We start from the raw sequence: 25,250 nt of genomic DNA on the forward strand, positions 1-25,250 counted from the left end.
TGGGGTCGCGGCCGGGTGTTCACAGGTGGTGGCGGCGGGCGGCGGCGTGGCGGTCGTACCGCTCGCGGGCCGCCACGGCCGCCTCGCGGGTGGCGACCTCGGCGACCGGCACGTCCCACCAGGCCTCGGCCGGGGGAGCGGAGGGCGTCGGGTCGGTCTCGACGTACACGCAGGTCGGCCGCTCGGAGGCGCGGGCCCGGGCGAGCGCCTCGCGCAGCTCACCGACGATCTTGACCCGCAGCACGTCCATGCCGAGGCTGGCCGCGTTGGCGGCGAGGTCCACCGGCAGCGGGGCGCCGGTGAAGGAGCCGTCGGCGGCGCGGTAGCGGTAGGCGGTGCCGAAGCGCTCGCCGCCGGTCTCCTCGGAGAGGCCGCCGATGGAGGCGTACCCGTGGTTCTGGATCAGCACCAGGTTGACCGGCAGCCGTTCCTGGACGGCGGTGACGATCTCCGTCGGCATCATCAGGTAGGTGCCGTCGCCGACCAGTGACCAGACCACGGCGTCGGGCGCGGCCTGCTGGACGCCGATGCCGGCCGGGATCTCGTAGCCCATGCAGGAGTAGCCGTACTCCAGGTGGTACTGGCGAGGTGAGCGCGCCCGCCACAGTTTGTGCAGGTCGCCGGGGAGCGAGCCGGCCGCGTTGATCACCACGTCCGCGTCGCCGACGACCGCGTCCAGCGCGCCCAGGACCTGCGTCTGCGTGGGTACGGCGCTGTCGTCGTCCGCCCGGTACGCATCGGCCACGACCTGCTCCCAGCGCTCCTTGCCCGCGCGGTACTCCGCCTCGTACGCCGCGTCGACCCGGTGGCCGTCCAGCTCGCGCGCGAGTGCTTCGAGCCCCGTACGGGCGTCGGCGACCAGGGGGTGGGCGGCCAGCTTGTGGGCGTCGAAGGCGGCGACGTTGAGGTTGACGAAGCGGACGTCGGGGCGCGCGAAGAGCGTGGTGGAGGCGGTGGTGAAGTCGCTGTAGCGGGTGCCGACGCCGATGACCAGGTCGGCGGTGCGGGCCAGGTCGTCGCAGACGGCGGTGCCGGTGTGGCCGATGCCGCCCAGGTCGGCCGGGTGGTCGTGGCGCAGCGAGCCCTTGCCCGCCTGGGTGGAGGCGACGGGGATGCCGGTGGCGTCGACGAGTGCCCTGAGGGCTTCCTCCGCCTCGCTGTGGTGGACGCCGCCGCCCGCGACGATCAGCGGGCGTTCGGCGGCGCGGATCGCCCGTACGGCCTCGGCCAGCTCCAGCGGGTCGGGCGCGGGACGGCGCACGTGCCAGACGCGCTCGGCGAAGAACTCCTCCGGCCAGTCGAACGCCTCGGTCTGGACGTCCTGCGGCAGGGCGAGGGTGACCGCGCCGGTCTCGACCGGGTCGGCCAGCACCCGCACGGCGTTCAGCGCGGACGGGACCAGCATCTCCGGGCGGGTGATCCGGTCGAAGTACCGGGAGACCGGGCGCAGGGTGTCGTTGACGGACACGTCCGCCTCCGACGGGTGCTCCAACTGCTGGAGCAGCGGGGCCGCGGCGCGGGTGGCGAAGTAGTCGCCGGGCAGGAGCAGCACCGGCAGCCGGTTGACCGTCGCGAGGGCGGCGCCCGTGACGAGGTTGGTGGCGCCCGGACCGATGGACGTCGTCACCGCCTGCGCGGAGAGCCGGTTCAGCTGGCGGGCGTATCCGACGGCGGCGTGCACCATGGCCTGCTCGTTGCGGCCCTGGTGGAAGGGCATGGTGTCCTCGCCGGCCTGGAGCAGGGCCTGGCCGAGGCCGGCGACGTTGCCGTGGCCGAAGATGCCCCAGGTGCCGGCGATCAGCCGGTGCCGTACCGCGTCGCGCTCGGTGTACTGGGCGGACAGGAACTGCACCAGCGCCTGGGCGACGGTCAGCCGGCGCACGGGCGGAGTCGGGTGGCTCATCGGTTCCTCACTGCTCGGGGGCGGTGTAGAGCGGCAGCCGGGGGTCGACCGGCTGCTCGGGCCAGGTGGAGCGGATCCAGGCGTGGTCCGGGTGGTCGCAGATCAGCCAGGCGCGGTCGGGGTCGGGGCCCGCCATCACGTTGAGGTAGTACATGTCATGGCCGGGGACGGCCATGGAGGGCCCGTGCCAGCCGTCCGGGATGAGGACGACGTCCCCGCTCCCGACCTCGGCCAGCACGTCGGTGCCGCCGCCGTGGCCGGAGGGGGAGACCCGCTGGTAGCCGAGGCCGGGCGTGCCCTCGTGGTCCGCGAACTCGAAGTAGTAGATCTCCTCCAGTTCCGACTCCTCGCCGGGCCGGTGCTCGTCGTGCTTGTGCGGCGGGAAGGAGGACCAGTTGCCGCCGGGGGTGATCACCTCGACCGCGATGAGCTTGTCGCACTCGAAGACGCTGGCCGCACCGAAGTTGTTGACCTGCCGGGAGCAGTTGCCCGTGCCGCGCAGCTCGACCGGCACGGCGGAGGCGGGCCCGTACCGGGCGGGCAGCCGGCGCTCGCAGCGGGCGCCGGTGAGGGCGAACCGGCCGCCGCCCTGGGAGGCGACGAAGACCTCCGCGTCCCGGGGCACGTACGCGAAGTCGCTCACCCCGCTGAACACGCTCTCGCGCCCGGCCAGCCGGAACATCTCGTCGCCGACGGTGACCGTGCACGAGCCCGCCAGGGGCAGCACGATCCACTCGCTGTCACCGGTCGCGAAGGTGTGCCGCCCGCCCGCGGGCAGCTCCAGTATCCGCAGGCCGGAGTAACCCCAGCCGGCGGACTCGGGGGTGACGTGCACGGCGTAGGCGTCGGTGCCGGCCTGGCCGGCCGGGAGGTGGGGGGTGGTGGCCATGTGTGGGTGCTTCCTCGGCTCGATGCGGGGCGGATGCGGGGCGGATGCGGGGCGGGTCGGGAGTACGGCGGGAGGGACGGCCGCCGGGGTCAGAGCAGCCCGACCGCCGTGTCGACGGCGGTCTCCACGGTGCCCTCGGCGGGGTAGAGCAGGGAGCGGCCGACGACCATGCCCTGGACGGTGGGCAGTCTCAGCGCCTTGCGCCACTTCTCGTACGCGCCCTCCTGGTCCCCGCCGACCTCGCCGCCCAGCAGCACGGCGGGCAGCGTGGACGCCTCCAGCGCCTCACCCATGTCGTCGGGGTCCTCGGTGACGGGCAGCTTCAGCCAGCTGTAGGCGGAGGTGCCGCCGAGGCCGGAGGCGATGGCTATGGAGCGGGTGACGGCCTCGCGGCTCAGGTCGTTGCGGACCCGTCCCTCCACCCGGCGGGAGATGAAGGGCTCCAGGAACAGCGGCAGCCGGCGCGCCGCCATGTCGTCGACGGCCCGGGCGGCGGCCTCCAGCGTGCGCAGGGAGCCCGGGTCGTCGTAGTCGACGCGCAGCAGCAGCTTGCCCGCGTCGAAGCGGAGCCGCTCGAGGTCCTCGGCGCGGTGGCCGGTGAAGCGGTCGTCCATCTCGAAGGACGCCCCCGCCAGGCCCCCGCGGTTCATGGAGCCCATGACGACCTTGCCGTCCAGGACGCCCAGGAGCAGCAGGTCCTCCAGGATGTCGGCGGTGGCGAGCACCCCGTCCACACCGGGCCGTGACAGCGCGGTGCACAGCCGCTCCAGCAGGTCGGCCCGGTTGGCCATGGCCAGCTTGCGGTCGCCGACACCGAGGGCGCCGCGCGCGGGGTGGTCGGCGGCCACGATCATCAGCCGGCCGCTGTCGCCGAGCAGCGGGCGGCGCACGCGCCGGGCGGCGGCCTCGGCGACGGCCTCGGGGTGCCGGGCACGCACCGAGACGAGTTCCGGGATGCTGATGCTCAAGACGGGCTCCGTTCAGGGGTGGCGGTGGCCGGCCGCGCGGCAGGTCTCCGGCCTCGGACCGGGGTGGCGGACCGGGTGGGGGGCGGTCCCCCGTCCGGCCCCGGCCGGGGTACGGGGTCGCTCGCCCCGGACACCGGGCCGGGGGGCGCCCCCGGTCCCGGTCGGCCGACCGGGTGGGAGACCGCGCTCGTCCCCGGTCCGGCGGGGAGGTCGACCGGTCGGGAGGGCATCTCGTGCTCCTGGCTGGCTCGGGTGGGTCGGACTGGGCTGGGTCGGGCCGGGTCGGGCTCGTCGGTCGGGCGCTGTTCCGGGATCGGTCGGGGAGCGGTCGGGGAGCGGGTGGAGCGAGTACCTCGGGTTCGCTCTTTCAGCCGGTGGGCCGGGGGAGCGGTCGGCGCCCCCCGCCCGGTGCGGTCCCCGAGCGAGGCCCCGGACCACGGGACCAGCCGGTGGCCGGGCCGGACGAGGCACGACACCCGCGCCCTCCACCGGCCGGCCGGGCGGCCCGGCACCTGGACGGCCGGACGGGTGAGGTCCGGCTCCGGCACGGGCCCGGCTCCGGCGGCCGGCGGTCCCGGCCGGTCAGCCGCGTGTCAGCAGCTCCTCGACCTCCGGCCCGGTGGGCATCGCGGAGGAGCAGGCGAGCCGGGAGGCGACGAGGGCGCCGGCGGCGTTGGCGAACCGCATGGTCTCCTCCAGTCCCCACCCGCCGAGCAGACCGTGGCAGAGGGAGCCGCCGAAGGCGTCCCCGGCGCCGAGACCGTTGACGACTTCCACGGGCACCGGCGGGACCTCGGCGGTGGTGCCGTCGCGGTGGACGGCCAGCACCCCCTTCGGGCCCTGCTTGACGACGGCGAGCTCGACGCCCGCGTCCAGCAGCGCCTGCGCGCACGCCCGCGGCTCCCGCACCCCGGTCGCGATCTCGCACTCGTCGAGGTTGCCGACGGCCACGGTCGCGTGCCGCAGCGCCTCGGCGTAGTACGGGCGGGCGCTCTCGGGGGCCTGCCAGAACATCGGCCGCCAGTCCAGGTCGAAGACCGTGGTACCGGCCCGGGCGCGGGCCTCGAGCGCGGCGAGCGTGGCCGAGCGGCTGGGTTCCTCGCTCAGGCCGGTGCCGGTGATCCAGAAGATCCGGGCCGTACGGACGGCGTCGAGATCGAGCTCATCGGTGTGGATTTCCAGGTCCGGGGCCTTGGGGCGCCGGTAGAAATACAGCGGGAAGTCGTCGGGCGGGAAGATCTCGCAAAAGGTGATCGGCGTAGAGTAGGCGTCGACAGGGGTGACAAAACGGTCGTCGACTCCGAATTCCCTCAGGGCCTGGTGCAGGTACGTACCGAAGGGGTCGTTGCCTGTGCGCGTGATCACAGCGGTAGCGTGGCCCAGACGTGCGGCGGCCACGGCCACGTTGGCCGCCGACCCCCCAAGGAACTTCCCGAAGGACTCGACTTGCGGCAGCGGCACACCGGTCTGCAACGGATAGAGATCGACACCGATCCGTCCCATGGTGATGAGATCGTACGGTCCGGCGGACTCGGGCATGCGCGTCACTCCTCGGTTCCCTCCTCGGTCGGGGCGGCGGACCGGCGGCGGCCCGGGGTGCGGGGGGATGCGGGCACCCCGGCCCGGATGTATCCCAGGTGTAGGACCATCACCCTGCCCGTGTCAAGGGTTTGTACTTACATTCGGACCTAACCGTTGAATTAATGACCTGACAAAAATTGACATATTGAAATGATGTCTTGACAAAGGATTGACAGCTGGATGGCGAAGGCATTTGGATCCCGTCCCAGCGAAACCGCCGTGACACGGCACAATGACCCGGGCCCACTCCCGGGTCCGCGCGGGCTCGCCGCCCGTCGCCGCCCGATTCTCTCCCCCTGGTCGCACAGTGAGGTGCTGGAAAAGATGGACCGCACGTTTCGCCCCCGCTCCCGCAGAGTCGCCCCGCCCGTCGCGCTCGCCGCGGCGAGCGCGCTGCTCATAGCCGGCTGCTCCAGCAGCTCGGGCGGCAAGAAGGCCGAGGAGGGCGGCGACGGCGCCGCCGCGGGCAAGGCGAACACCCCGCAGATGACGGTTGCCCTGGTCACCCACCAGGCCCCCGGCGACACCTTCTGGGACATCGTCCGCAAGGGCGCCCAGGCCGCCGCCGACAAGGACAACGTCAAGCTCGTCTACTCGGCCGACCCCAACGCGGGCAACCAGGCCAACCTGATCCAGAACGCGATCGACCAGAAGGTGGACGGCATCGCGGTCACCCTGGCCAAGCCGGACGCGATGAAGGACGTCATCGCCAAGGCGGAGAAGGCGGGGATCCCCGTGGTCGGCCTGAACTCCGGCACGGACGAGTGGGAGGAGCTGAACCTGCTCTCCTTCTTCGGCCAGGACGAGTCCGTCGCGGGCGAGGCGCTCGGCAAGAGGCTGAACGAGACGGGCGCGAAGCACGCCGTCTGTGTGATCCACGAGCAGGGCAACATCGGCCTGGAGTCCCGCTGCGCCGGCGTCGCGAAGACCTTCGAGGGCAAGGCGGAGACGCTGAACGTCAACGGCACCGACATGCCGTCGGTGAAGTCGACCATCACCGCCAAGCTGCGGCAGGACGACTCCATCGACGAGGTCGTCACGCTCGGCGCGCCCTTCGCGATGACCGCGGTGCAGTCGGTGGCCGACGCCGACAGCGAGGCGAAGATTGCCACGTTCGACATGAACAAGGAACTGACCGACGCGATCAAGAAGGGCGACATCGAGTTCGCCGTCGACCAGCAGCCCTACCTGCAGGGTTACCTGGCGATCGACTCGCTGTGGCTCTACAGGAACAACGGCAACTACAGCGGCGGCGGCGAGCAGCCGGTCCTGACCGGCCCGGCCTTCGTCGACGAGTCCAACGTCGACGCCGTCGCCGAGTTCGCCTCGAAGGGCACCCGGTGATGACCATGACCCGAGCAGCGGCACCGGCGACGGGCGAACCGTCGCCGGCCTCGCCGGCCGGCCGGAAGGACGGCCGCACCGCCGAGCGTTCGACGGTGCGCCGGCTGATGGCCCGCCCCGAGGTCGGCGCCCTGATCGCCGCCATCGGCGTGTACGTCTTCTTCTTCGCGGTGGCGCCCCCGTTCCGCGAGGCGAGCTCGCTCGCCACCGTGCTCTACCAGGCGTCCGTCATGGGCATCATGACGATTCCGGTGGCGCTGCTGATGATCGGCGGGGAGTTCGACCTGTCCGCCGGTGTCGCGGTCACCACCTCCGCGCTCACCGCCGCCATCCTCAGCTTCCAGCTGACGGTGAACGTGTGGACCGGCGTCCTGGTCGCGTTGGTCGTGTCCCTGGCGGTCGGGGCGTTCAACGGCTGGCTGCTGATGAAGACCGGACTGCCCAGCTTCCTGGTGACCCTGGGCTCCTTCCTGATCCTCCAGGGCTCCAACCTCGCCATCACGAAGATCTTCACCGGCAACGTCGCCAGTGACTCGATCAGCGACATGGACGGCTTCGACCAGGCCAAGTCGGTCTTCGCCTCGGAGATCGGCATCGGCGGGGTCAACTTTAAGATCACGGTCTTCTACTGGCTGGCCTTCGCGGCGATCGCCACCTGGCTGCTGCTGCGCACCAGGTTCGGCAACTGGATCTTCGCGGTCGGCGGCAACAAGGACAGCGCCCGCGCGGTCGGCGTCCCCGTCGGCCTCACCAAGATCGCCCTGTTCATGGGCGTCGGCCTCGGCGCCTGGTTCGTCGGCATGCACCTGCTGTTCTCGTTCAACACGGTGCAGTCCGGCGAGGGCGTCGGCAACGAGTTCCTGTACATCATCGCCGCGGTCATCGGCGGCTGCCTCCTCACCGGCGGCTACGGCTCCGCGGTCGGCCCGGTGATCGGCGCCTTCATCTTCGGCATGGTCTCCCAGGGCATCGTCTACGCCAACTGGAACCCGGACTGGTTCAAGGCGTTCCTCGGCGTGATGCTGCTGCTCGCCGCCCTCGTCAATCTGTGGGTCCGCCGCCAGGCGACCAGGAGGTGACCCGACTCATGACCAGCAAAGGCAACGGGACCGCGACCGGCGGGACGCTCGTCGAGGACGCGCCCGGGAACGGCACCCCCCTCGTCGAACTGCGCGCCGCCGGCAAGTCGTACGGCAACGTCCGCGCCCTGCACGGTGTCGACCTCGCCGTCCGGCCCGGACAGGTCACCTGTGTCCTCGGTGACAACGGCGCCGGCAAGTCCACCCTCATCAAGATCGTCTCCGGGCTGCACCAGCACACCGAGGGCGAGTTCCTCGTCGACGGTGAGGCGGTACGTTTCAGCACCCCGCGCGAGGCCCTGGACCGGGGCATCGCCACCGTGTACCAGGACCTCGCCACCGTGCCGCTGATGCCGGTGTGGCGGAACTTCTTCCTCGGCTCCGAGCTGACGAAGGGCCCCTGGCCGGTCCGCCGCCTCGACATCGACCGCATGAAGCGGACGGCGGACGAGGAGCTGCGCAACATGGGCATCGTCCTGGACGACCTGGAGCAGCCCATCGGCACGCTCTCCGGCGGCCAGCGCCAGTGCGTCGCCATCGCCCGCGCAGTGCACTTCGGCGCCCGCGTCCTCATCCTCGACGAGCCGACCGCCGCCCTGGGCGTGAAGCAGTCCGGTGTCGTGCTGAAGTACATCGCCGCCGCCCGCGACCGCGGCCTCGGCGTCATCTTCATCACCCACAACCCGCACCACGCGTACATGGTCGGCGACCACTTCAGCGTGCTGCGCCTCGGCACCCTGGAGCTGAGCGCGGCCCGCAGCGAGATCACCGTCGAGGAACTGACCAACCACATGGCCGGCGGCGCCGAGCTCACCGCGCTCAAGCACGAGCTGGCCCAGGTGCGCGGCGTCGACGTCGAGGAACTGCCCGAGGACTCCTCCGAGCGCTCCGAGCAGACTTCCTGACGGTGGCGGGCCGTCCACGCGGCACGGCCCGCCACCGTCACCGCCCCGCCGGGGCACCCGAACCACTCGAAGGGAACGACCACCCACCATGACTCAGCGCGGAACGCTCGGCGTCGCCGTCATCGGCACCGGCCGTATGGGGGCCGACCACGTACGCCGTATCGACGAGGTGATCAGCGGGGCGCGGGTGAGTGCCGTCGTGGACCTCGACGCCGAGCGGGCCAAGCGGCTGGCCGACGGCATCGAGGGCTGCACCGCCTACACGGACGCGGCCACCGCCATGGCCGCCGACGACGTCGACGCCGTCCTGATCGCCTCCCCGGGCCCCGCCCACGAGGCGGCCCTGCTGACGGCGTTCGAGCACGACCTGCCCGTCCTGTGCGAGAAGCCGCTCACGCCCGACGCGGCCTCCGCGCTGCGGGTCCTCCGGGCGGAGCAGGAACTCGGCCGGCGCCGGGTCCAGGTCGGCTTCATGCGGCGGTACGACGCCGAGTACATGAGGCTCAAGGCGCTGCTGGACGGCGGCAGCCTCGGCCGGCCGCTGATGCTGCACAACCGGCACCGCAACGCCTCCAGCCCGCCCGGCTTCACCAGCGCCAACCTCATCAACGACTCCGTCGTGCACGAGATGGACGTCACCCGCTGGCTGCTCGACCAGGAGATCACCGCAGTCACCGTGCTGCGCCCGAAGCCGTCCTCGAACGCGCCCGAGGGCCTGGCCGACCCGCAGTTCGTCATCTTCGAGACCGACGGCGGCGCGCTCGTCGACGTGGAGATGAGCGTCAACACCGGCTTCGGCTACCAGGTGAAGGCGGAGGCGGTGTGCGAACGCGGTACCGCTCGCATCGGGGAAGAGCAGTCACTGGTCACCGAGACGGCCGGCCGCTGGGGCGGCACCATCGTCCAGGACTTCACGGAACGTTTCGCCGACGCCTACGACCGTGAGGTGCAGGCCTGGGTGGACGCCACCCGGCGCGGCGAGGTCACCGGCCCGAGCGTGTGGGACGGCTACGCCGCCGCGGCCGTCTGCGAGGCCGGCGTCCGGTCCCTGACCGAGGGCGTCCGCGTGGAGGTCGAGCTGGTCGAGCGGCCCGCCCTCTACCGCTAGGCGGTGCGTGCACCGTACGCCGGAACGCCCCGGGAGCGGCTCAGCGCGGATCCACCCGCGCGGGCTCCCGGGGCGCACCCTTGTCACCGGCACGGTCACCGCTGTCGGAAGAGCCACTCCATCCGCGGCTCCACCACGTACCGGAACACCGACCGCACGGGCGGACTGCACAGCACCGTGATGCCGCCGACCGCCAGCGCCGTCACCATGACCTGCCCGAGCGGACTCCGCACCCACTCGGGGGCGTACCAGTCCCAGAAGCGGGACGACTTGATGACGAAGCCGTGCAGCAGGTAGCCGTACATCGTGCCCGTGCCCAGGGCCGTGAACCAGGTGTGCCGCCGCGGTACCCAGGCCAGGAAGCAGGCCGTCAGCAGCAGCGCCAGGGCGAACAGCGCGGGCGTGGTGAGCAGGCCCGCCCAGGCGGGCACGGACTGCCCGGTGACGCTGCCCCGGTGGTAGAACCAGCCCGCGCCGAACCACGGTGCCACCCAGTACGCGGCCACCAGCGCGGCCGCGACCACCGGCAGCGCGGCCAGCCGGACCCGCCGGGTGCGCAGCCGTTCGAAGTGCTCGCCGCGCAGCGTCAGCCCGAGCACGAAGCAGGGCAGGAACGCCAGCACCCGCTGCAGCCCCATGTCGCCGCCCGTCTCGGACGAGGTGGACGCCAGCGCGGCGATGACGAGCGCGATCGGCACCGGATGGCGCAGCGCCAGCCAGATGGGGGTGGTGATCCGCCACACGAAGAGCGCGAGCAGGAACCACATCACGTACCAGGGGTCCAGCAGGCTCAGCGGGTAGCCCCAGTCGTCCTGCGCCCAGCGGTAGAAGAGCGTGTACGCCGTCTCGAAGACGAGGTACGGCACGGCGACACTCGTGACCAGCCTGCGCACCCGGCCCGGGGACATGTCGAAGCTCCGCGAGAAGTAGCCGGAGACGAGGGCGAACGCGGGCATGTGGAAGGCGTAGACGAACAGGTAGGCGGCCGTCGCGGCCCGGCTGCCGTGCGTCAGCGGCTCCCAGGCGTGCCCGCAGGCCACCAGCACGATCGTGAGGTACTTGACGTTGTCGAAGTACGGGTCCCTGGCCGGGCGACCGGCCTTCGACGGCGCCGGGGTGCTCCGGCCGGGGGAGGGGGCGGGACCGTCGGGCGGCCGTACGGCCGCCCGGGCGTCCGGAGGAGCGGTGGGGGCGGAGCGGTCGTACTGCACCACGTCGGAGATCCTCCGGACTGGGACGGGACGGCGACTGCGTCGGACGGGGAACCCGGTTCGCCTGCCCGGCCTCCGGCGCCTCATTCCACCCTGTCACCCCGGTGGCGGAACCGGTGGTGCAGCGCGCGCACGTCCCCGGCGAGAACCGGTACCGGCCCCTCCACGACGACTCCGGGCGCGACCTCGCGCACCGGCAGCGTGCGCACCGGAGGCTCGGGCGCGCCCCACTCGGTCAGCCAGGAGGCGAGCCGCGCGGAGGACGCGACGTACACGATGCGTCCGAGGCCCGCCCACGCGTGGGCGGCCGCGCACATCGGGCAGTGCTCGCCGGAGGCGTAGACGGTGGCCGCGGCCCGTTCACGGCAGTTCGGATGCGTGCACCACGCCGGTCGGCCCCCTCACTCCACGACTCGTCCGCTCCGTGATCCTCTCCCGGGGCGGCCCGGCCGGGGAAATGGGACAGGTGCTCAGCGGACCTCGTCCCGGTGGCCGTCGGGGCCCCGGAAGCGGTCCGCCTCCGTGGCGGGCTGCGCGGCCGCCGTGCCGTGGACCGGTCCGGTGCCCGGCGGGACGACCGTGCCCTCGACGACCCGTGGGGCGGTGCCCGTGGGCGCTGCGGGCTGTCCGTGGGACGCGTGCTCCGCGGCCTGTTCCTCCCTCGCCTGCTCCGCGGCCTCCTCGCGCTTCATCGCCTTGGCCTCGGCCTTGAGGATGCGGGCCGACTTCCCCGCACTGCGGGCCAGGTCGGGCAGGCGCTTGGCGCCGATGACGAGGATGACGACGATGAGGATGACGGCGAGTTCGCTCAGTCCGAACATGAGGGTCCTGTCTTCTTCCACGGCCCGGTTTCCATGGCCCGGTCCATCCGGCATGCCTCTGCCGGGTGGGCGCGGCAGGCGTCCGGGGCGCGCTCCCGCGCGTCGCAATCTACAGCACTGTAGAAAACCGGTGGGGTGGAACCGGGAGAGGAATACGATGTGGAGCGCTCGTGCGGCGGCGGCGGCGACGTGCGGCGGTGACGGCGGAGGGAGACACGACGTGACGGACCACCGGCAGCGTCCCCGGCGACGGGGACAGGGCGAGCTGGAGGGACTGGTCCTGTCGGCCCTGCGCGCGGCCGACGGTTCCGCGAGCGCGGGATGGGTGCAGGAGCGCCTCGGCGGCGGCCTCGCCTACACCACCGTGATCACCATCCTGACCCGGCTGCTGGCCAAGGGCCTCGTCACCCGGGAACGCGTCGGCCGCGCCTTCGTCTGGACGCCCGCCTCCGACCACGCCGGGCTCGCCGCGCACCGGATGCGCAAGGTGCTGGACGGCGAGAGCGACCGGCAGGCGGTGCTGGCCAGTTTCGTCACGGCCCTCGGCCCGGACGACGAACGGCTGCTGCGGGAACTGCTGGAGCGGCCGGAGGGGGAGGGCGACTGAAACGCATGCTCACCTCGGCGGGCCGGCCGGGGGTATGAGCCCTGCTGGCCGGCCGGGCCCGCCCCCCAGCGGTCCCGGCGGTCACAAGGCCTCGGTCAGCCGCCGACGTAGGCCGCGAGGTGCTCACCGGTGAGCGTGGAGCGGGCGGCGACGAGATCGGCGGGGGTGCCCTCGAAGACGATCCGGCCGCCGTCGTGGCCGGCGCCGGGACCGAGGTCGATGATCCAGTCGGCGTGCGCCATGACCGCCTGGTGGTGCTCGATGACGATGACCGACTTCCCCGAGTCGACGAGCCGGTCCAGCAGGCCGAGCAGCTGCTCCACATCGGCGAGGTGGAGGCCGGTGGTCGGCTCGTCGAGCACGTAGACCCCGCCCTTCTCGGCCATGTGCGTGGCCAGCTTGAGCCGCTGCCGCTCGCCGCCGGAGAGCGTGGTGAGCGGCTGGCCGAGGGTGAGGTAGCCGAGCCCGACGTCGGAGAGCCGGGTGAGGATCCGGTGCGCGGCCGGCAGGCGCGCCTCACCGGCGCCGAAGAACTCCTCGGCCTCGGTCACCGGCATCGCCAGCACCTCGCCGATGTCACGGCCGCCGAGGCGGTACTCCAGCACGGAGGCGTGGAACCGCCTGCCCCCGCACTCCTCGCAGGGGGTGGCGACACCGGCCATCATCGCCAGGTCGGTGTAGATGACGCCGGCGCCGTTGCACTCGGGGCAGGCGCCCTCCGAATTGGCGCTGAACAGCGCCGGCTTGACGCCGTTGGCCTTGGCGAACGCCTTGCGGATCGGGTCCAGCAGTCCCGTGTACGTCGCGGGGTTGCTCCGCCGCGACCCCCTGATCGCGCCCTGGTCCACCGAGATCACCCCCGCGTCGGCGGGGAGCGAGCCGTGCAGCAGCGAGCTCTTGCCGGAGCCGGCGACACCGGTGACGACGGTGAGCACCCCGAGCGGGACGTCGACGTCGACGTCGCGCAGGTTGTTCGCCGACGCGCCGCGGATCTCCAGCACGCCGGTGCGCTCGCGGACCGTCTCCTTCAAGGTGGCCCGGTCGTCGAGGTGGCGGCCGGTGACGGTGTCCGCGGCCCGCAGTCCCTCGACGGTGCCCTCGAAGCAGACGGTGCCGCCCCCCGTCCCGGCGCCGGGGCCGAGGTCGACGACGTGGTCGGCGATCGCGATCGTCTCCGGCTTGTGCTCCACGACGAGCACCGTGTTGCCCTTGTCCCGCAGGCGCAGCAGCAGGTCGTTCATCCGCTGGATGTCATGCGGGTGCAGGCCGACGGTGGGCTCGTCGAAGACGTACGTGACGTCGGTGAGCGAGGAGCCGAGGTGGCGGATCATCTTGACCCGCTGCGCCTCGCCGCCCGACAGCGTGCCCGCCGGCCGCTCGAGCGAGAGGTAGCCGAGGCCTATCTCCACGAACGAGTCGAGCGTCTGCTGCAGCGCGGTGAGCAGCGGCGCCACGGACCGGTCGGTGAGGCCGCGGACCCAGGCGGCCAGGTCGCGGATCTCCATCGAGCAGGCGTCGGCGATGCTGATCCCCGCGATCTTCGACGACCGGGCCCCCGCGCTCAGCCGGGTGCCGTCGCACTCGGGACAGGTGGTGAAGGTGACCGCCCGCTCCACGAACGCCCGGATGTGCGGCTGCATCGCCTCCTTGTCCTTGGACAGGAACGACTTCTGGATCTTGGGGATCAGGCCCTCGTAGGTGAGGTTGACGCCGTTGACCTTCACCTTGGTCGGCTCGCGGTACAGGAAGTCGCGCATCTCCTGCTCGGTGAACTCGCGGATCGGCTTCTCCGGGTCGAGGAAGCCCGACTGGGCGTAGACCCCCACGGTCCACACGTTGTCCGACTTCCAGCCGGGGATGGTGAACGCGCCCTCGGCGATCGACCTGGAGTCGTCGTAGAGCTGGGTGAGGTCGATGTCGGAGACCTTGCCGCGGCCCTCGCAGTGCGTGCACATGCCACCGGTGCGGGAGAAGGTCGCCCGCACCGCCTTCTTGTCACCGCGCTCCACCGTGATCGCCCCGCTCGCCTTCACCGAGGCGGTGTTGAAGGAGTACGCGCCGGGCGGGCCGATGTGCGGCTCGCCGAGCCGGCTGAAGAGGATGCGCAGCATCGCGTTGGCGTCGGTGGCGGTACCGACCGTGGAGCGGGGGTCGGAGCCCATCCGCTGCTGGTCGACGGTGATCGCCGTGGTCAGCCCGTCGAGCACGTCGACCTCGGGCCGGGCCAGGTTCGGCATGAAGCCCTGCACGAAGGCGCTGTACGTCTCGTTGATCATCCGCTGCGACTCCGCGGCGATGGTGTCGAACACCAGCGAGCTCTTGCCCGAACCGGAGACGCCGGTGAACACCGTGAGCCGGCGCTTCGGAATCTCGATGCTGACGTCCTTGAGGTTGTTCTCGCGTGCACCGTACACGCGGATCAGATCGTGGCTGTCGGCGACGTGCGGCGCGGGCGGCTGCGGGTCCGTGCGCGGGGCCATGTTCAACGTGTCTCCATCTGTCGCGGTCGCCGTGCGGCTCGGCGGGCTCGGTGGGCTCGGGGTGGCTCGGGGTGGCTCGGGGTTCAGGCTAGGCGGGGCCCGGCGTCCGGCGCTTCTCCATTCCTGATCCGCCGTTCCGCCGTTCCGCCGTTCCGTCGATCCGTCGATCCGTCGATCCGTCGGTCCACGGGCCAACTGCCGTGCGAGACTGGCCCGGTGACACGGCAGGATCTCGACGACCTGGTCAGACTGCGGCGGGCGCGCGACCGGATGGACCGCGACTACGCGCAGCCGCTCGACGTGCCGGCGCTGGCGCGCGCCGCCCTGATGTCACCGGGCCACTTCTCCCGCAGCTTCCGGACCGCCTTCGGCGAGACGCCGTACAGCTATCTGATGACCCGCCGCATCGAGCGGGCCAAGGCGCTGCTGCGGCGCGGTGACCTCACGGTCACCGAGGTCTGCTTCGCGGTCGGCTGTACGTCGCTGGGGTCGTTCAGCTCCCGCTTCACCCAGCTGGTCGGCGAGAGCCCGAGCGCGTACCGGGCCCGGAGCGACGACGACGGCGCGGCGCTCCCGGCGTGCATGGCGAAGATTCACACGCGGCCGGTCAAATCCCGTTGCCAGTAGCGGATCGCGGGTGGTGGAGTGACCGCATGGATCACGCTGCGGTACTGGCCCTGTTCGACCGTGAGGTGAGGGAAGGGGCGCGGCCCGACGCTCCCGGGGCGCGCGTCGAACGAGCGCACGGAGTGGTGCGGCGGGTCGGCACCGGGGGCGACTGGAGCGCGGTGCTCTGGTCGGACCTGGACGGGGCGACCGCCGACGAGGCCGTCGCCGCGCAGGTGCGCCACTTCGCCCAGCTCGGCCAGGAGTTCGAGTGGAAGCTGTACGGGCACGACCGGCCCGCGGACCTGGGGAAGCGGCTCGGCGCGGCCGGGTTCATGGCCGAGCCCGAGGAGACGCTGATGATCGCGGATCTGGCCGACCTCGACCGCACCACCCTCGACGCGGAACCGCCGGAGGGCGTCCGGCTGCACGAGGTCATCGATGCCGCAGGCGTGGGCCTGATGGCCGAGGCGCACTCCCTGGCCTTCGGGCGGGACGGCTCACGCATGCGCGACGACCTGCTGGCCCGCCTCGCCGCCGGCCCGGACGCGCTCGTGGCCGTCGTGGCCCTCTCGGGGGAGCGGCCGGTCGGCGCGGCGCGCCTGGAGACGGTGCCCGGCACGAGCTTCGCCGGACTGTGGGGCGGCGGCGTCGTGGACGGCTGGCGGGGCCGTGGCATCTACCGTGCCCTGGTCGCCCACCGGGCCCGCGCCGCCGCCGCACGCGGCTACCGCTACCTCCAGGTCGACGCCGGTGACCGGAGCCGCCCCATCCTGGAGCGCCTCGGCTTCCAGGTGCTCACCACGACCACGCCGTACCTGTCCCCGTCGTCCACCTGAAGACGGGCGGACGACGGACGTACGGGCAGGACGGGCCGGACGGCCGATCCGCTCCCACAGCCCGCCCTAGCGTCGCGCGCGGATCCCGTCGAGTGCCGCGACGCCCAGCGCCGCGAGCCCGATCTGGATGAGCCACTCGATCCAGTCGGCACCCCCGGTGTCGGCCACGCCGAACGCGGCGGCGATCGCGGAGCCGATCAGGGCGGCACCGATACCGACCAGAATGGTCAGCAGGATGCCGATGCGCTGGCGTCCGGGGACGACGAGCCGGCCGAGTACGCCGACGACGACGCCGATGACGAGGGCACTGATGAGGCCGTCGATCTCCATCTCCACCCTTTCTCGTCGGGCCCCGCGCCTGCGGGGCCCGAACCCTTGGGGCCCGTCGGTGAGCCCCCCTCACCTGCTTGTTCCCGCCGGACACAGGGGCAGTCGGTTCCGCTTTCCGTACGCCCCGTCCATGCCACCGCACCACCCCCGTGCCGCGCCCGGAAACGCCCGGTGGCAGCCTTCTCGCCCGTCCGCGTACGGTGAGCACAGCGGGCCGGACGCCCGGTGGACCGCGGACCGCACGACCGGCACGACCTGCCGGCCGGTGATCCAGCACCTGCTCAGCGCCCTCCAGCAGCGAGCCGAGGAAGCCATGACCGACAAGCCGGCCGTCGTCTACGTCCTCTACATCCAGGGCCCGCCCGAGCGGGTCTGGGACGCGCTCACCGACGCCGAGCTGACCGCCGCCTACTGGGGTCACTCCAACGTCTCCGACTGGCGGCCGGGATCCCGCTGGGAGCACGTCCGGACGGACGGTTCCGGCGTCGCCGACGTCGCGGGCACCGTCATCGGGAGCGAGCGGCCCGCCCGTCTCGTGACCACCTGGGCCGACCCCGCGGACGAGGGCCGGGGGAACCGGCCTTCACGGGTCACCTTCGACATCCTGGCGCACGCCGGCATCGTCCGTCTCACGGTCACCCACGAGGACCTGCCCGACGAGGCCGAACGGGCCGCGGCGGCCGCCGGCTGGGCCGCCGTGCTGTCGAACCTGAAAACGCTGCTGGAGACGGGCAGTCCGCTTCCTCAGGAGCCCTGGAGCGTGCCGGCCGGCCGCTGAGGCGGACCGGCCGGCTGTCCCCTCGCGGGCTCCTCCGTCACATCTGCCGTGCGCTGTTCCGCGCGCCGCGCGCGGTCGCCGCGCACACCGTCCCCATGGCCAGTGTCAGGGCACCGGTGACGACATTGCTCGCGATGATCCCGGCGTCCGGGTTCGTGCCGACGACCCACGGCGAGACGATCATCCAGATGCCCAGGGCGCACATGGCCCCGCTCAGGCCGTACATCCTGTCCGGCGCCCTGGTGAACCCGATGGCCAGCACGGCGATCGCGATCCCGAGGATCAGGTTGTGTGCTGTCAGGGACGTCTGGTACGACGCGAAGTGGAGTATCCACGGGGACACGGCGAAGTACAGACCGAGCAGGAACACCGGCGCGTCCACGAGCGCCACGTCCCGTCCGCCCATCACACGGTCGTAGCGCTGCCGCATCTCGGAGATGTCGGGGTGGCCGGCGATGTCGTTCCTGCTCCTTGTGGTGCCGCTCGAGACTCTGGCCATGGCTGGGCTCCTCGCGTTCCTCTGCGCATCTGACCGTTTCAGCCAAATGCGCGGCAAATGCCTCGTATGCCCATTCTGCTCCTCATCTCTTCGTATGGGTAGCGATGGTCATGACCGGTGACGCGTGCCTGCCGATGGGTGGTTTACCGGTATCGGTCGACATGTCCTCCCGCATCCTGGGCAAGCGGAGGGGACGAGAGTGGTCGGAACGAGTCGCAGGTCGATGCGGGAGGTGTTCGCCGTTATGCGTGCGAAGGTGCTGGAGCGGTTCTCTGCGGGAGCTCCGCGCGGGTCCTGGCCCGCGGAGGAGTACGCGGCCCAACGCCGCGCCGAGGGTGAGGCGGCGTCCGTGGTGATGGACATCGAGTCGGACGCCTTCCTCGTGGTGGTTCCCGCGCGCGACGACGACTGAACGCCGGACGCCCTCCGGCCGGCCGCGCTCCGTCGCGCGGCCGGCCGGAGGGCGTCCGCCGTGCGCCGTCCACGGATGATCTCGTCACCGCTCGTTGAAGGGTTTCCCCGTCAGGCCTTCGAGGATCTCGGTGGTCCGGGAAGCGAGACCTGTCGGGTTTTCCTTGACCGTACGCAGGGGCGCTGCCACGATCGACGCCATGAAGATGCGACGGGACCTCACGCGGCGACGCCATGTCGACCTCGCCCGCGTCTCCAGTGCCTCCTGTCGCGCCGCAGCCTGAACCACCGGTCCCACCGCCTCCCGACCGCACGGCCCGTGCCGTTCGCCCGGCCCGCTGCCGTCCCGTGCCCTCGCGACGCCGGCCACTCCGGTCCGTGGCGCCAGGATGTGCTCGCCGAGTCCGACGCCGCCGGTAGCCCCGCTGCCGCTCGTACGCGCACCGGAGGCCGGTTTCCCGGGACCGGGACCCGGGCCGGCGCCCCGCCCGTCCGCCCAGTCCGTCACGCCCGACCGCCCCGGCTTCTCACGAGAAGAGAAGAGGACCACCAGCATGTCCGCCGTCCTGTCCGTCTCCGGCAGCCCCTCCGCCTCCTCCCGTACCGCCCGCCTGCTGCGCCACCTGGACGCGCGCCTCGCCGCACAGGGCCACGAGGTGATCCCGCTCGACATCCGCACCGTTCCGGCCGAGGCGCTGCTCGGTGCGGATTTCCGGCACCCGGCGATCGTCGAGGCCACCGAGCTCTTCGAGCGCGCCGACGGTGTCGTCGTCGCCACCCCCGTCTACAAGGCGGCCTACTCGGGGGTGCTCAAGGCGCTGCTCGACCTGCTGCCGCAGTACGCGCTCACCGGGAAGACCGTGCTGCCGCTCGCCACGGGCGGCAGCACCGCCCACGTCCTGGCCCTCGACTACGCGCTCCGCCCCGTGCTCAACTCCATGGGCGCGGCCCACATCGTGCAGGGCTGGTTCACCCTCGACAAGGACATCACCGCCCACGACGACGGCACGGTCACCGTCGCCCCGGGGTCGGCCGAGGCGCTGACCCAGGTGGTCGACCAGTTCTCGGCGGCGCTCGGCGGCGGTACCCCGCTCCTGGCCGCGGCGGGCTGACCCGATGAGCGAACCGTCCGCCGGCGCTGCCGGACCCGCGAAGGCCGTCATCGGTGACGCCGAGACCCTGGCCGTCGCCGCGCACCTCGCCGTCGAGTTCCGCGAGGGCGCCCCCGCCCGGGACGCCGAGTACCACGCCCTCGGCATCGACGAGTTCGTCCTCTCCGGCTACCCGCACCCGGAGGAGGCGTACTGGTTCGGCGAGGGCGTGCTGCCGCGGCTGGCCGCGCGGGGGCTGTGGCGCCACCCGGGCGGCCGGCAGGCGGCTCCGGCGGCGGCACAGGTGCCGTTCGCGAGCTGAGCCGACCGGCCGGCTCGGACCCGGGACCGCGGGCCCTCAGCTCCCGGCCGGCGCGCCGAGGTGGGCCCGGCGCACCTCGGCCGTCCGGCCCTGCACCAGCAGGGACATCCCCTCGCGCGCCAGCCGTTGAGCGCGGTGCGCGAGGGTCAGGGAGCGCCCGCCGCCGGCCACGACCGCCGCGGTCGTCGCCGCGCGCATCAGGTCGTACGCCCGCGTCCCGAGGGCCGGCCGCTCCTCGAGGCGCTCGTGCGGCTCCGGGTGGCCGGCGCGGTGATCATGAGCTGCGTCCTTGGCTCTTGACTGGTACAGACCTCTTGACTGGTACAGACCAAAGCGGTTGAGTGTGCCTCCACAGCCCCCCACCACGGTCGCCCCCACGCCGTGGCCGGTCCGTCCGGCACGTGCGCACGAGGTCCGCTCCAGCCTGCCCCGTACGGGTGCGGCCGTACTCGCGAAGGAGTCGACCCATGTCGAGACCTCGTCTCTCCGCCGTGCTGACCGCCCTCCTGATCGGCACCGCCGCACCGGTCCTGCTGCCCGCCCAGCCCGCGTCGGCCGCGCCCTGTTCCAGCTACCCGAACTGGGTCGCCGGGCAGTGGTACAACGCCGGTGACGTCGTGCGCCACACCGACGGCAAGGCGTACGTCGCCGAGCACGGCAACCCGGGTTACGACCCGCTCATCAGTACCTGGTACTGGGAGCCGTACGCCTGCGACGGCGGCACCGACCCCGGCAACCCCTCGGGCTTCGTGGTGAGCGAGACCCAGTTCAACCAGATGTTCCCGAACCGGAACTCCTTCTACACGTACAGCGGCCTCAAGGCGGCCCTCAGCGCCTACCCCGCCTTCGCCAACACCGGCAGCGACACCGTGAAGAGGCAGGAGGCCGCGGCCTTCCTCGCCAACGTCGGCCACGAGACCGGCGGGCTCGTGCACATCGTCGAGCAGAACACCGCCAACTACCCGCACTACTGCGACTGGAGCCAGCCCTACGGCTGCCCGGCCGGTCAGGCCGCCTACTACGGCCGCGGGCCCATCCAGCTCAGCTGGAACTTCAACTACAAGGCGGCCGGCGACGCGCTCGGCATCGACCTGCTGGGCAACCCCTGGCTGGTGCAGAACGACTCGGCCGTGGCCTGGAAGACCGCCCTGTGGTACTGGAACACCCAGACCGGCCCGGGCACCATGACCGGCCACAACGCCATCGTCAACGGGGCGGGCTTCGGCCAGACCATCCGCAGCATCAACGGTTCCCTGGAGTGCGACGGCAGGAACCCCGGGCAGGTGCAGAGCCGGGTCGACAACTACCAGCGGTTCACCCAGATCCTCGGAACTTCACCGGGCGGCAACCTCTACTGCTGACGCGGGACGGCGGCCCGTGCTGTCATGCACCTGACCTGGCTGTCTCCGCGCACCGGCCGCCGACCCCACGGAGGGCACCCGTGATGCCATATCCCCGCACCGCCCTGCTCGCCACGACCGCCGCGCTCGCCGCGGCGGTCGTCGCCCCCGCGCCCACTGCTTCTGCCTCCGCCACAGCTTCCGCCTCCGCCGTCCCGGCCGGGGGCGCCTACTACGTGCAGTCCGTCACCACCGGCCTCAACGCGGCCGACGACGGCGGAGCGGTGGAGCAGCACAGGCCCCGCGGCGACGAGGACCACCAGCGGTGGACGCTGCGCGCGAGCGGCTCCTCGTACGTCCTGGAGAGCGCCGACGCGGCGGGCCGCTGCCTCGGCCGCTCCGGCGACCTGGCCGCGACCGTCGCCTGTACGGGTGCCGACGCCGCCTGGGAGATCATCGAGGCGGGGGCCGACCGGTACCGCCTGAAGGTCCCCGGCGCCGAGCGCCACCTCACCGTGGGCGCCAAGCCCGCCGGTGCCGTCCACCCCGAGCGGCTCACCGTCGGCCCGGCGGGCGACCTGGCCACCTGGTACCTCACGCCGGTCGCCCCCGCGACGCGCCCCATGCCGCCGGCCGACCGGCGCACACTGGACCAGGTCACCTTCCTCACCAGCCACAACGCCTACGCCAACGGCGTCGACGGCGGCTTCGCCCCGCCGTTCGTGAACCTGGTGCCCAACCAGACCCGGGGCGTCGACCAGCAACTCACCGACGGCGTCCGCGGGTTCATGATGGACATCCACCAGACCCCCGACGGCGCGATCCTCTGCCACAACAGCTGCACCCTCGTCAGCCGGCCCGTCGCCCTCCGGGTCGACCTCCAGCGGATCGTGGACTTCCTCGAACGCCACCCGGACCAGTTCGTCACGGTTTTCCTGGAGGACTACGTCGACCCGGCCGTCCTGCGCGACGAACTCGCCCGCGTCGACGGCCTGTCCGACGTGCTGTACCGGCCCGACCTGGCCGGCGTACGGGAGAACGGCTGGCCGCGCATGGCCGACCTGACCGCGGCCGGCGACCGGCTGCTGCTCTTCACGGACCACAGCCGCGCGGCCGACCGATCGGCGGGGCTGACCCGGGACAGCTTCGGGGTGATGTACCAGCGGGAGTGGACCGTCGAGAACTACTGGTCCATGGGTCCGGGGATCGGTACGTCCGACTGGTCCTGCTACAGCCGCTGGTACGACGCGAACACCACCGTCCCGCTCACCCGGACCGAGGCGAACTTCCGCCCGCTCTTCGTGATGAACCACTTCCGGGACGCCGGGATCGCGTCCACGGCGGCCACGGACAACGCCAAGCTCGCGGACCGGGCCCGGCGGTTCTGCGAACCGGCGGCCCGCAAGAAGCCCAACTTCCTCGCGGTGGACCACTACGACCGCGGTGACCCGGCCGCGGCGGTCACCGCACTCAACACGTACGTGTATCCCTAGGGGCGCTCGCGCGCGGGGCGCGGAACCGGTCGGCGAACCGGTCGGCAGACCGTGTGGCGAACCGTGCGGGGTTTGCCGCACCGGTCGTGTTACGTATAACGTCCCGGGCAGCCGTACGCACAGGCACGGCACCCGACGCCCCGGAGAGGTCCCGATGAGACGCATCGCCCTGGTCACCCTCGTCGTCGACGACTACGACGAGGCCATCCGCTTCTACACCCAGGCGCTGGGCTTCCGGCTGGCCGAGGACGCGCCCCGGCCCGACGGGAGCCGGTGGGTCGTCGTCGAGCCCGGCGGCGAGGGCCCGGACGGCGCCGGCGGGCTGCTGCTGGCGCGGGCGAAGGGCGAGGAGCAGCGGGCCCGCGTCGGCGACCAGACCGGCGGACGCGTCGGCTTCTTCCTGCACACGGACGACTTCGCCCGCGACCACGCCCGGATGCGCGCGGCGGGCGTGACCTTCCTGGAGGAGCCGCGCCACGAGCCGTACGGCACGGTCGCCGTCTTCCAGGACCTGTACGGCAACCGCTGGGACCTGCTCCAGCCCGCCACGACCCACTGAAGAACGCACGCACACCGAGGACACGCACCGCATGACTGCCGCCCCGCGCATCGACGCCGCCACCCTCCGCCGCCTCCCCAAGGCGGTGCTGCACGACCACCTCGACGGCGGTCTGCGTCCCGCCACGCTCGTGGAGCTCGCGGAGCAGACCGGCCACACCCTGCCGACGACCGACCCCGAGGCGCTGGCCGCCTGGTTCTACGAGGCCGCGAACTCCGGTGACCTGGTCCGCTACATAGCCACCTTCGAGCACACCCTCGCCGTGATGCAGACCCGCGAGGGCCTGCTGCGCACCGCCGAGGAGTACGTGCTCGACCTGGCGGCCGACGGTGTCGTCTACGGCGAGGTGCGGTACGCCCCCGAGCTGATGCTGCGCGGCGAGCTGACCCTGCCCGAGGTCGTCGAGGCGGTGCAGGAGGGCCTGGCCGCCGGCATGGCGAAGGCGGCGGCCGCGGGCACGCCGGTGCGTGTGGGCACCCTGCTCTGCGGGATGCGCATGTTCGACCGTACGCGCGAGATCGCCGACCTGGCCGTGGCCTACCGGGACGCGGGGGTGGTCGGCTTCGACATCGCCGGCGCCGAGGACGGGTTTCCGCCCGCCGACCACCTGGCCGCCTTCGAGCACCTGCGCTCCGAGAACGTCCCGTTCACCATCCACGCCGGTGAGGCCCACGGCCTGCCCAGCATCCACCAGGCGCTCCAGGTGTGCGGCGCCCAGCGCATCGGGCACGGCGTCCGCATCACCGAGGACATCCCCGACCTCGCGGCCGGCAAGCTCGGCCGGCTCGCGGCCTGGGTGCGCGACCGCCGGATCGCCCTGGAGATGTGCCCGACCTCCAACCTCCAGACCGGCGCGGCGACGTCCGTCGCCGGGCACCCCATCACGGCCCTGAAGGACCTGGGCTTCCGCGTCACCCTCAACACGGACAACCGGCTGGTGTCGGGCACGACCATGACCCGCGAGATGTCCCTGCTCGTCGAGGAGGCGGGCTGGACGCTCGACGACCTGCGCACGGTCACGGTGAACGCCGTGAAGAGCGCCTTCCTGCCGTACGACGAGCGCGTCGCCCTCATCCGGGACGTGGTCCTGCCGGGGTACGACCTCGCGGGGTGACGCCCCGCCGGACTATGGGGCCGCGCGCCGCAGCAGCCCCCGCGCGTACGCGGCCTGGCCGACGTGCTGGAGGTCGTCGGCCAGGACGCTGGCCAGCCGCACGCCGAGGGTGACCGGCGGGTCCCAGTTGTCGTCCACGACGCGGTCCAGGTCCGCGGCGGTGAGTCCGCCGAGACAGGCCAGCGTCCGCTCGTGCACCGCGTCGTAGTAGCCGAGGAGCAGGTCGGCCGAGCCCACCCGTACCCGGGCGACCTGCTCGGGCGTGTGCCCGTACCCCGTGTCCTCGTCGGGCAGGCCGAGGGCGAAGCGGCCGGCCCAGCCCTCCGCCGCCCACACCTGCTCCCGGCCGGCCACGTCCGCGACGTGGTCGTCCTGGACGCGGGTGAGGTGCCAGACCAGCCAGCCGATCGGGTTGGCCCCGCCCTGGGGCGGGCTGTTGAGGTCGTCGGGGGTGAGGTCCTCCATGGCGGCGTGAACCTCCTCCTTGATCCGTCCGTACGCTTCGATGAGAACATCGTTCGATTCCATGCCGTCCGCGTTCCCGAACGAGCGGCTGTCGCACTTTCCCTTGACCCCCGGGGGCGGCGTTGCCACACTCGGCGCCGCCGTAGAAAACGCTTGCTGCGCCGCCCCCCACCGTTCGTCGCGCCACCGTGGTGCCTGTCGTCGCAGGTGACGTACGCGCCCCTGGTTCATCGGCGAGTCGGTGTACGTCGAACGGCGTTCGACGAGACGAACGGGGTGCGGGCCGGCAGGCGTGCCACCCCCACCGAGGAGACCACGTGATGGGACGCAGAGCCGCAGCTCATCCGATCGACGCCCCCGCCGGTACCGGTACCCCTGCCGGTACGGACGCCCGGGCGGGCCGCTTGAAGCGGGCCGGCGCCACCGCCGCCTGTGCCACCGCCCTGCTCACCGCGGCGGCCGTACTGACCGCTCCCGCCGAGGCGGCGCCGGCGCGGGCGGCCGCCG

At 72.4% G+C, this 25,250-nt stretch carries 25 protein-coding genes and 4 pseudogenes; 17 read left to right on the plus strand and 12 right to left on the minus strand.

Features of this window, described 5'->3' with window-relative positions:
- Window positions 1–19: 19 nt before the first annotated feature.
- The 4 genes from iolD to iolC all read right to left on the minus strand — a co-directional run bounded on the left by iolD (window position 20) and on the right by iolC (window position 5,299).
- Window positions 20–1,903 (minus strand): 3D-(3,5/4)-trihydroxycyclohexane-1,2-dione acylhydrolase (decyclizing), encoded by a 1,884-nt coding sequence (gene iolD, locus UW392_RS48215; RefSeq protein ID WP_320781721.1) that lies wholly within the window; start codon window positions 1,901–1,903, stop codon window positions 20–22.
- A 7-nt stretch (window positions 1,904–1,910) separates the two neighbouring features.
- The gene (gene iolB / locus UW392_RS48220; protein ID WP_320781722.1) at window positions 1,911–2,792 is read right to left on the minus strand and encodes a 5-deoxy-glucuronate isomerase; all 882 of its coding nucleotides are present in this window, start codon (window positions 2,790–2,792) and stop codon (window positions 1,911–1,913) included.
- An 89-nt stretch (window positions 2,793–2,881) separates the two neighbouring features.
- Window positions 2,882–3,760, minus strand: a complete 879-nt coding sequence (locus UW392_RS48225) for a deoxyribose-phosphate aldolase (protein WP_320781723.1) — start codon at window positions 3,758–3,760, stop codon at window positions 2,882–2,884.
- A gap of 582 nt (window positions 3,761–4,342) precedes the next feature.
- Window positions 4,343–5,299 (minus strand): 5-dehydro-2-deoxygluconokinase, encoded by a 957-nt coding sequence (iolC, locus tag UW392_RS48230; RefSeq protein ID WP_320781724.1) that lies wholly within the window; start codon window positions 5,297–5,299, stop codon window positions 4,343–4,345.
- A 366-nt stretch (window positions 5,300–5,665) separates the two neighbouring features.
- On the opposite strand from iolC, the gene UW392_RS48235 reads away from it, so the two are divergent.
- From UW392_RS48235 to UW392_RS48250, 4 genes are all read left to right on the plus strand, one after another.
- Window positions 5,666–6,685 carry a sugar ABC transporter substrate-binding protein gene (locus UW392_RS48235; protein ID WP_320781725.1) on the plus strand — a complete coding sequence of 340 codons (1,020 nt, stop codon included), beginning with the start codon at window positions 5,666–5,668 and terminating at the stop codon, window positions 6,683–6,685.
- Window positions 6,686–6,690: 5 nt separating this feature from the next.
- Window positions 6,691–7,764, plus strand: coding sequence for an ABC transporter permease (locus UW392_RS48240; RefSeq protein WP_320781741.1), 1,074 nt, complete (start codon window positions 6,691–6,693; stop codon window positions 7,762–7,764).
- Window positions 7,765–7,772: 8 nt separating this feature from the next.
- Window positions 7,773–8,669 (plus strand): ATP-binding cassette domain-containing protein, encoded by an 897-nt coding sequence (locus tag UW392_RS48245; protein ID WP_320781726.1) that lies wholly within the window; start codon window positions 7,773–7,775, stop codon window positions 8,667–8,669.
- 88 nt (window positions 8,670–8,757) lie between these two features.
- The gene (locus UW392_RS48250) at window positions 8,758–9,777 is read left to right on the plus strand and encodes a Gfo/Idh/MocA family oxidoreductase (protein ID WP_320781727.1); all 1,020 of its coding nucleotides are present in this window, start codon (window positions 8,758–8,760) and stop codon (window positions 9,775–9,777) included.
- 95 nt (window positions 9,778–9,872) lie between these two features.
- Here UW392_RS48250 and UW392_RS48255 read toward each other — a convergent pair whose 3' ends face one another.
- The 3 genes and pseudogenes from UW392_RS48255 to tatA all read right to left on the minus strand — a co-directional run bounded on the left by UW392_RS48255 (window position 9,873) and on the right by tatA (window position 11,809).
- Window positions 9,873–10,991 carry an acyltransferase family protein gene (locus UW392_RS48255; RefSeq protein ID WP_320781728.1) on the minus strand — a complete coding sequence of 373 codons (1,119 nt, stop codon included), beginning with the start codon at window positions 10,989–10,991 and terminating at the stop codon, window positions 9,873–9,875.
- 80 nt (window positions 10,992–11,071) lie between these two features.
- Window positions 11,072–11,350: pseudogene (locus UW392_RS48260) on the minus strand (nucleoside deaminase); the annotation flags it as partial.
- Window positions 11,351–11,458: 108 nt separating this feature from the next.
- Entirely contained in the window at window positions 11,459–11,809 is a 351-nt protein-coding gene (tatA, locus tag UW392_RS48265) for a Sec-independent protein translocase subunit TatA (RefSeq protein WP_320781742.1), read from the minus strand.
- A 220-nt stretch (window positions 11,810–12,029) separates the two neighbouring features.
- Here tatA and UW392_RS48270 point away from each other — a divergent pair, with 220 nt between their 5' ends.
- Window positions 12,030–12,416, plus strand: coding sequence for a BlaI/MecI/CopY family transcriptional regulator (locus tag UW392_RS48270; RefSeq protein WP_320781729.1), 387 nt, complete (start codon window positions 12,030–12,032; stop codon window positions 12,414–12,416).
- Window positions 12,417–12,511: 95 nt separating this feature from the next.
- On the opposite strand, the gene UW392_RS48275 is transcribed toward UW392_RS48270, so the two are convergent.
- Window positions 12,512–14,896, minus strand: coding sequence for an excinuclease ABC subunit UvrA (locus UW392_RS48275; RefSeq protein WP_320781730.1), 2,385 nt, complete (start codon window positions 14,894–14,896; stop codon window positions 12,512–12,514).
- Between the two features lie 216 nt (window positions 14,897–15,112).
- Here UW392_RS48275 and UW392_RS48280 point away from each other — a divergent pair, with 216 nt between their 5' ends.
- Both UW392_RS48280 and UW392_RS48285 read left to right on the plus strand, forming a co-directional pair.
- On the plus strand, window positions 15,113–15,523 hold the full coding sequence (locus UW392_RS48280) for a helix-turn-helix transcriptional regulator (RefSeq protein WP_320781731.1): 411 nt from the start codon (window positions 15,113–15,115) through the stop codon (window positions 15,521–15,523).
- Window positions 15,524–15,549: 26 nt separating this feature from the next.
- Entirely contained in the window at window positions 15,550–16,341 is a 792-nt protein-coding gene (locus tag UW392_RS48285) for a GNAT family N-acetyltransferase (RefSeq protein ID WP_320781732.1), read from the plus strand.
- Between the two features lie 66 nt (window positions 16,342–16,407).
- On the opposite strand, the gene UW392_RS48290 is transcribed toward UW392_RS48285, so the two are convergent.
- Complete coding sequence (locus UW392_RS48290; RefSeq protein ID WP_320781733.1) at window positions 16,408–16,671, minus strand: GlsB/YeaQ/YmgE family stress response membrane protein; 264 nt, start codon at window positions 16,669–16,671, stop codon at window positions 16,408–16,410.
- Between the two features lie 130 nt (window positions 16,672–16,801).
- Here UW392_RS48290 and UW392_RS48295 point away from each other — a divergent pair, with 130 nt between their 5' ends.
- A complete protein-coding gene (locus UW392_RS48295) occupies window positions 16,802–17,449 on the plus strand; it encodes an SRPBCC domain-containing protein (RefSeq protein WP_320781734.1) in 648 nt (215 codons plus the stop codon).
- 37 nt (window positions 17,450–17,486) lie between these two features.
- Here UW392_RS48295 and UW392_RS48300 read toward each other — a convergent pair whose 3' ends face one another.
- Window positions 17,487–17,948 (minus strand): SPW repeat protein, encoded by a 462-nt coding sequence (locus UW392_RS48300; RefSeq protein ID WP_320781735.1) that lies wholly within the window; start codon window positions 17,946–17,948, stop codon window positions 17,487–17,489.
- A 223-nt stretch (window positions 17,949–18,171) separates the two neighbouring features.
- Here UW392_RS48300 and UW392_RS48305 point away from each other — a divergent pair, with 223 nt between their 5' ends.
- The 4 genes and pseudogenes from UW392_RS48305 to UW392_RS48315 form a co-directional block, all read left to right on the plus strand.
- Window positions 18,172–18,360, plus strand: coding sequence for a hypothetical protein (locus UW392_RS48305; protein WP_320781743.1), 189 nt, complete (start codon window positions 18,172–18,174; stop codon window positions 18,358–18,360).
- A gap of 205 nt (window positions 18,361–18,565) precedes the next feature.
- A complete protein-coding gene (locus tag UW392_RS67165) occupies window positions 18,566–18,643 on the plus strand; it encodes a putative leader peptide (protein ID WP_414497524.1) in 78 nt (25 codons plus the stop codon).
- A 270-nt stretch (window positions 18,644–18,913) separates the two neighbouring features.
- Window positions 18,914–19,471 carry an NADPH-dependent FMN reductase gene (gene ssuE, locus UW392_RS48310; protein ID WP_320781736.1) on the plus strand — a complete coding sequence of 186 codons (558 nt, stop codon included), beginning with the start codon at window positions 18,914–18,916 and terminating at the stop codon, window positions 19,469–19,471.
- A 46-nt stretch (window positions 19,472–19,517) separates the two neighbouring features.
- A pseudogene (locus UW392_RS48315) lies at window positions 19,518–19,772 on the plus strand (alkanesulfonate monooxygenase); the annotation flags it as partial.
- Window positions 19,773–19,808: 36 nt separating this feature from the next.
- Here the strand turns inward: UW392_RS48315 and UW392_RS48320 are convergent.
- Window positions 19,809–20,039, minus strand: a pseudogene (locus UW392_RS48320) (acyl-CoA dehydrogenase); the annotation flags it as partial.
- Between the two features lie 200 nt (window positions 20,040–20,239).
- Here UW392_RS48320 and UW392_RS48325 point away from each other — a divergent pair.
- The 4 genes from UW392_RS48325 to UW392_RS48340 all read left to right on the plus strand — a co-directional run bounded on the left by UW392_RS48325 (window position 20,240) and on the right by UW392_RS48340 (window position 24,278).
- Window positions 20,240–21,133, plus strand: a complete 894-nt coding sequence (locus tag UW392_RS48325) for a glycoside hydrolase family 19 protein (RefSeq protein WP_320781737.1) — start codon at window positions 20,240–20,242, stop codon at window positions 21,131–21,133.
- Window positions 21,134–21,216: 83 nt separating this feature from the next.
- On the plus strand, window positions 21,217–22,605 hold the full coding sequence (locus tag UW392_RS48330) for a phospholipase (protein WP_320781744.1): 1,389 nt from the start codon (window positions 21,217–21,219) through the stop codon (window positions 22,603–22,605).
- A gap of 154 nt (window positions 22,606–22,759) precedes the next feature.
- A complete protein-coding gene (locus UW392_RS48335; protein WP_320781738.1) occupies window positions 22,760–23,164 on the plus strand; it encodes a VOC family protein in 405 nt (134 codons plus the stop codon).
- Between the two features lie 31 nt (window positions 23,165–23,195).
- Window positions 23,196–24,278, plus strand: a complete 1,083-nt coding sequence (locus UW392_RS48340; protein WP_320781739.1) for an adenosine deaminase — start codon at window positions 23,196–23,198, stop codon at window positions 24,276–24,278.
- Window positions 24,279–24,290: 12 nt separating this feature from the next.
- Here the strand turns inward: UW392_RS48340 and UW392_RS48345 are convergent, their stop codons facing one another.
- Window positions 24,291–24,806, minus strand: coding sequence for a mycothiol transferase (locus tag UW392_RS48345; RefSeq protein ID WP_320781740.1), 516 nt, complete (start codon window positions 24,804–24,806; stop codon window positions 24,291–24,293).
- 257 nt (window positions 24,807–25,063) lie between these two features.
- On the opposite strand from UW392_RS48345, the pseudogene UW392_RS48350 reads away from it, so the two are divergent.
- Window positions 25,064–25,250: pseudogene (locus UW392_RS48350) on the plus strand (hypothetical protein); the annotation flags it as partial.

The organism is Streptomyces sp. CRN 30, assembly GCF_034105845.1.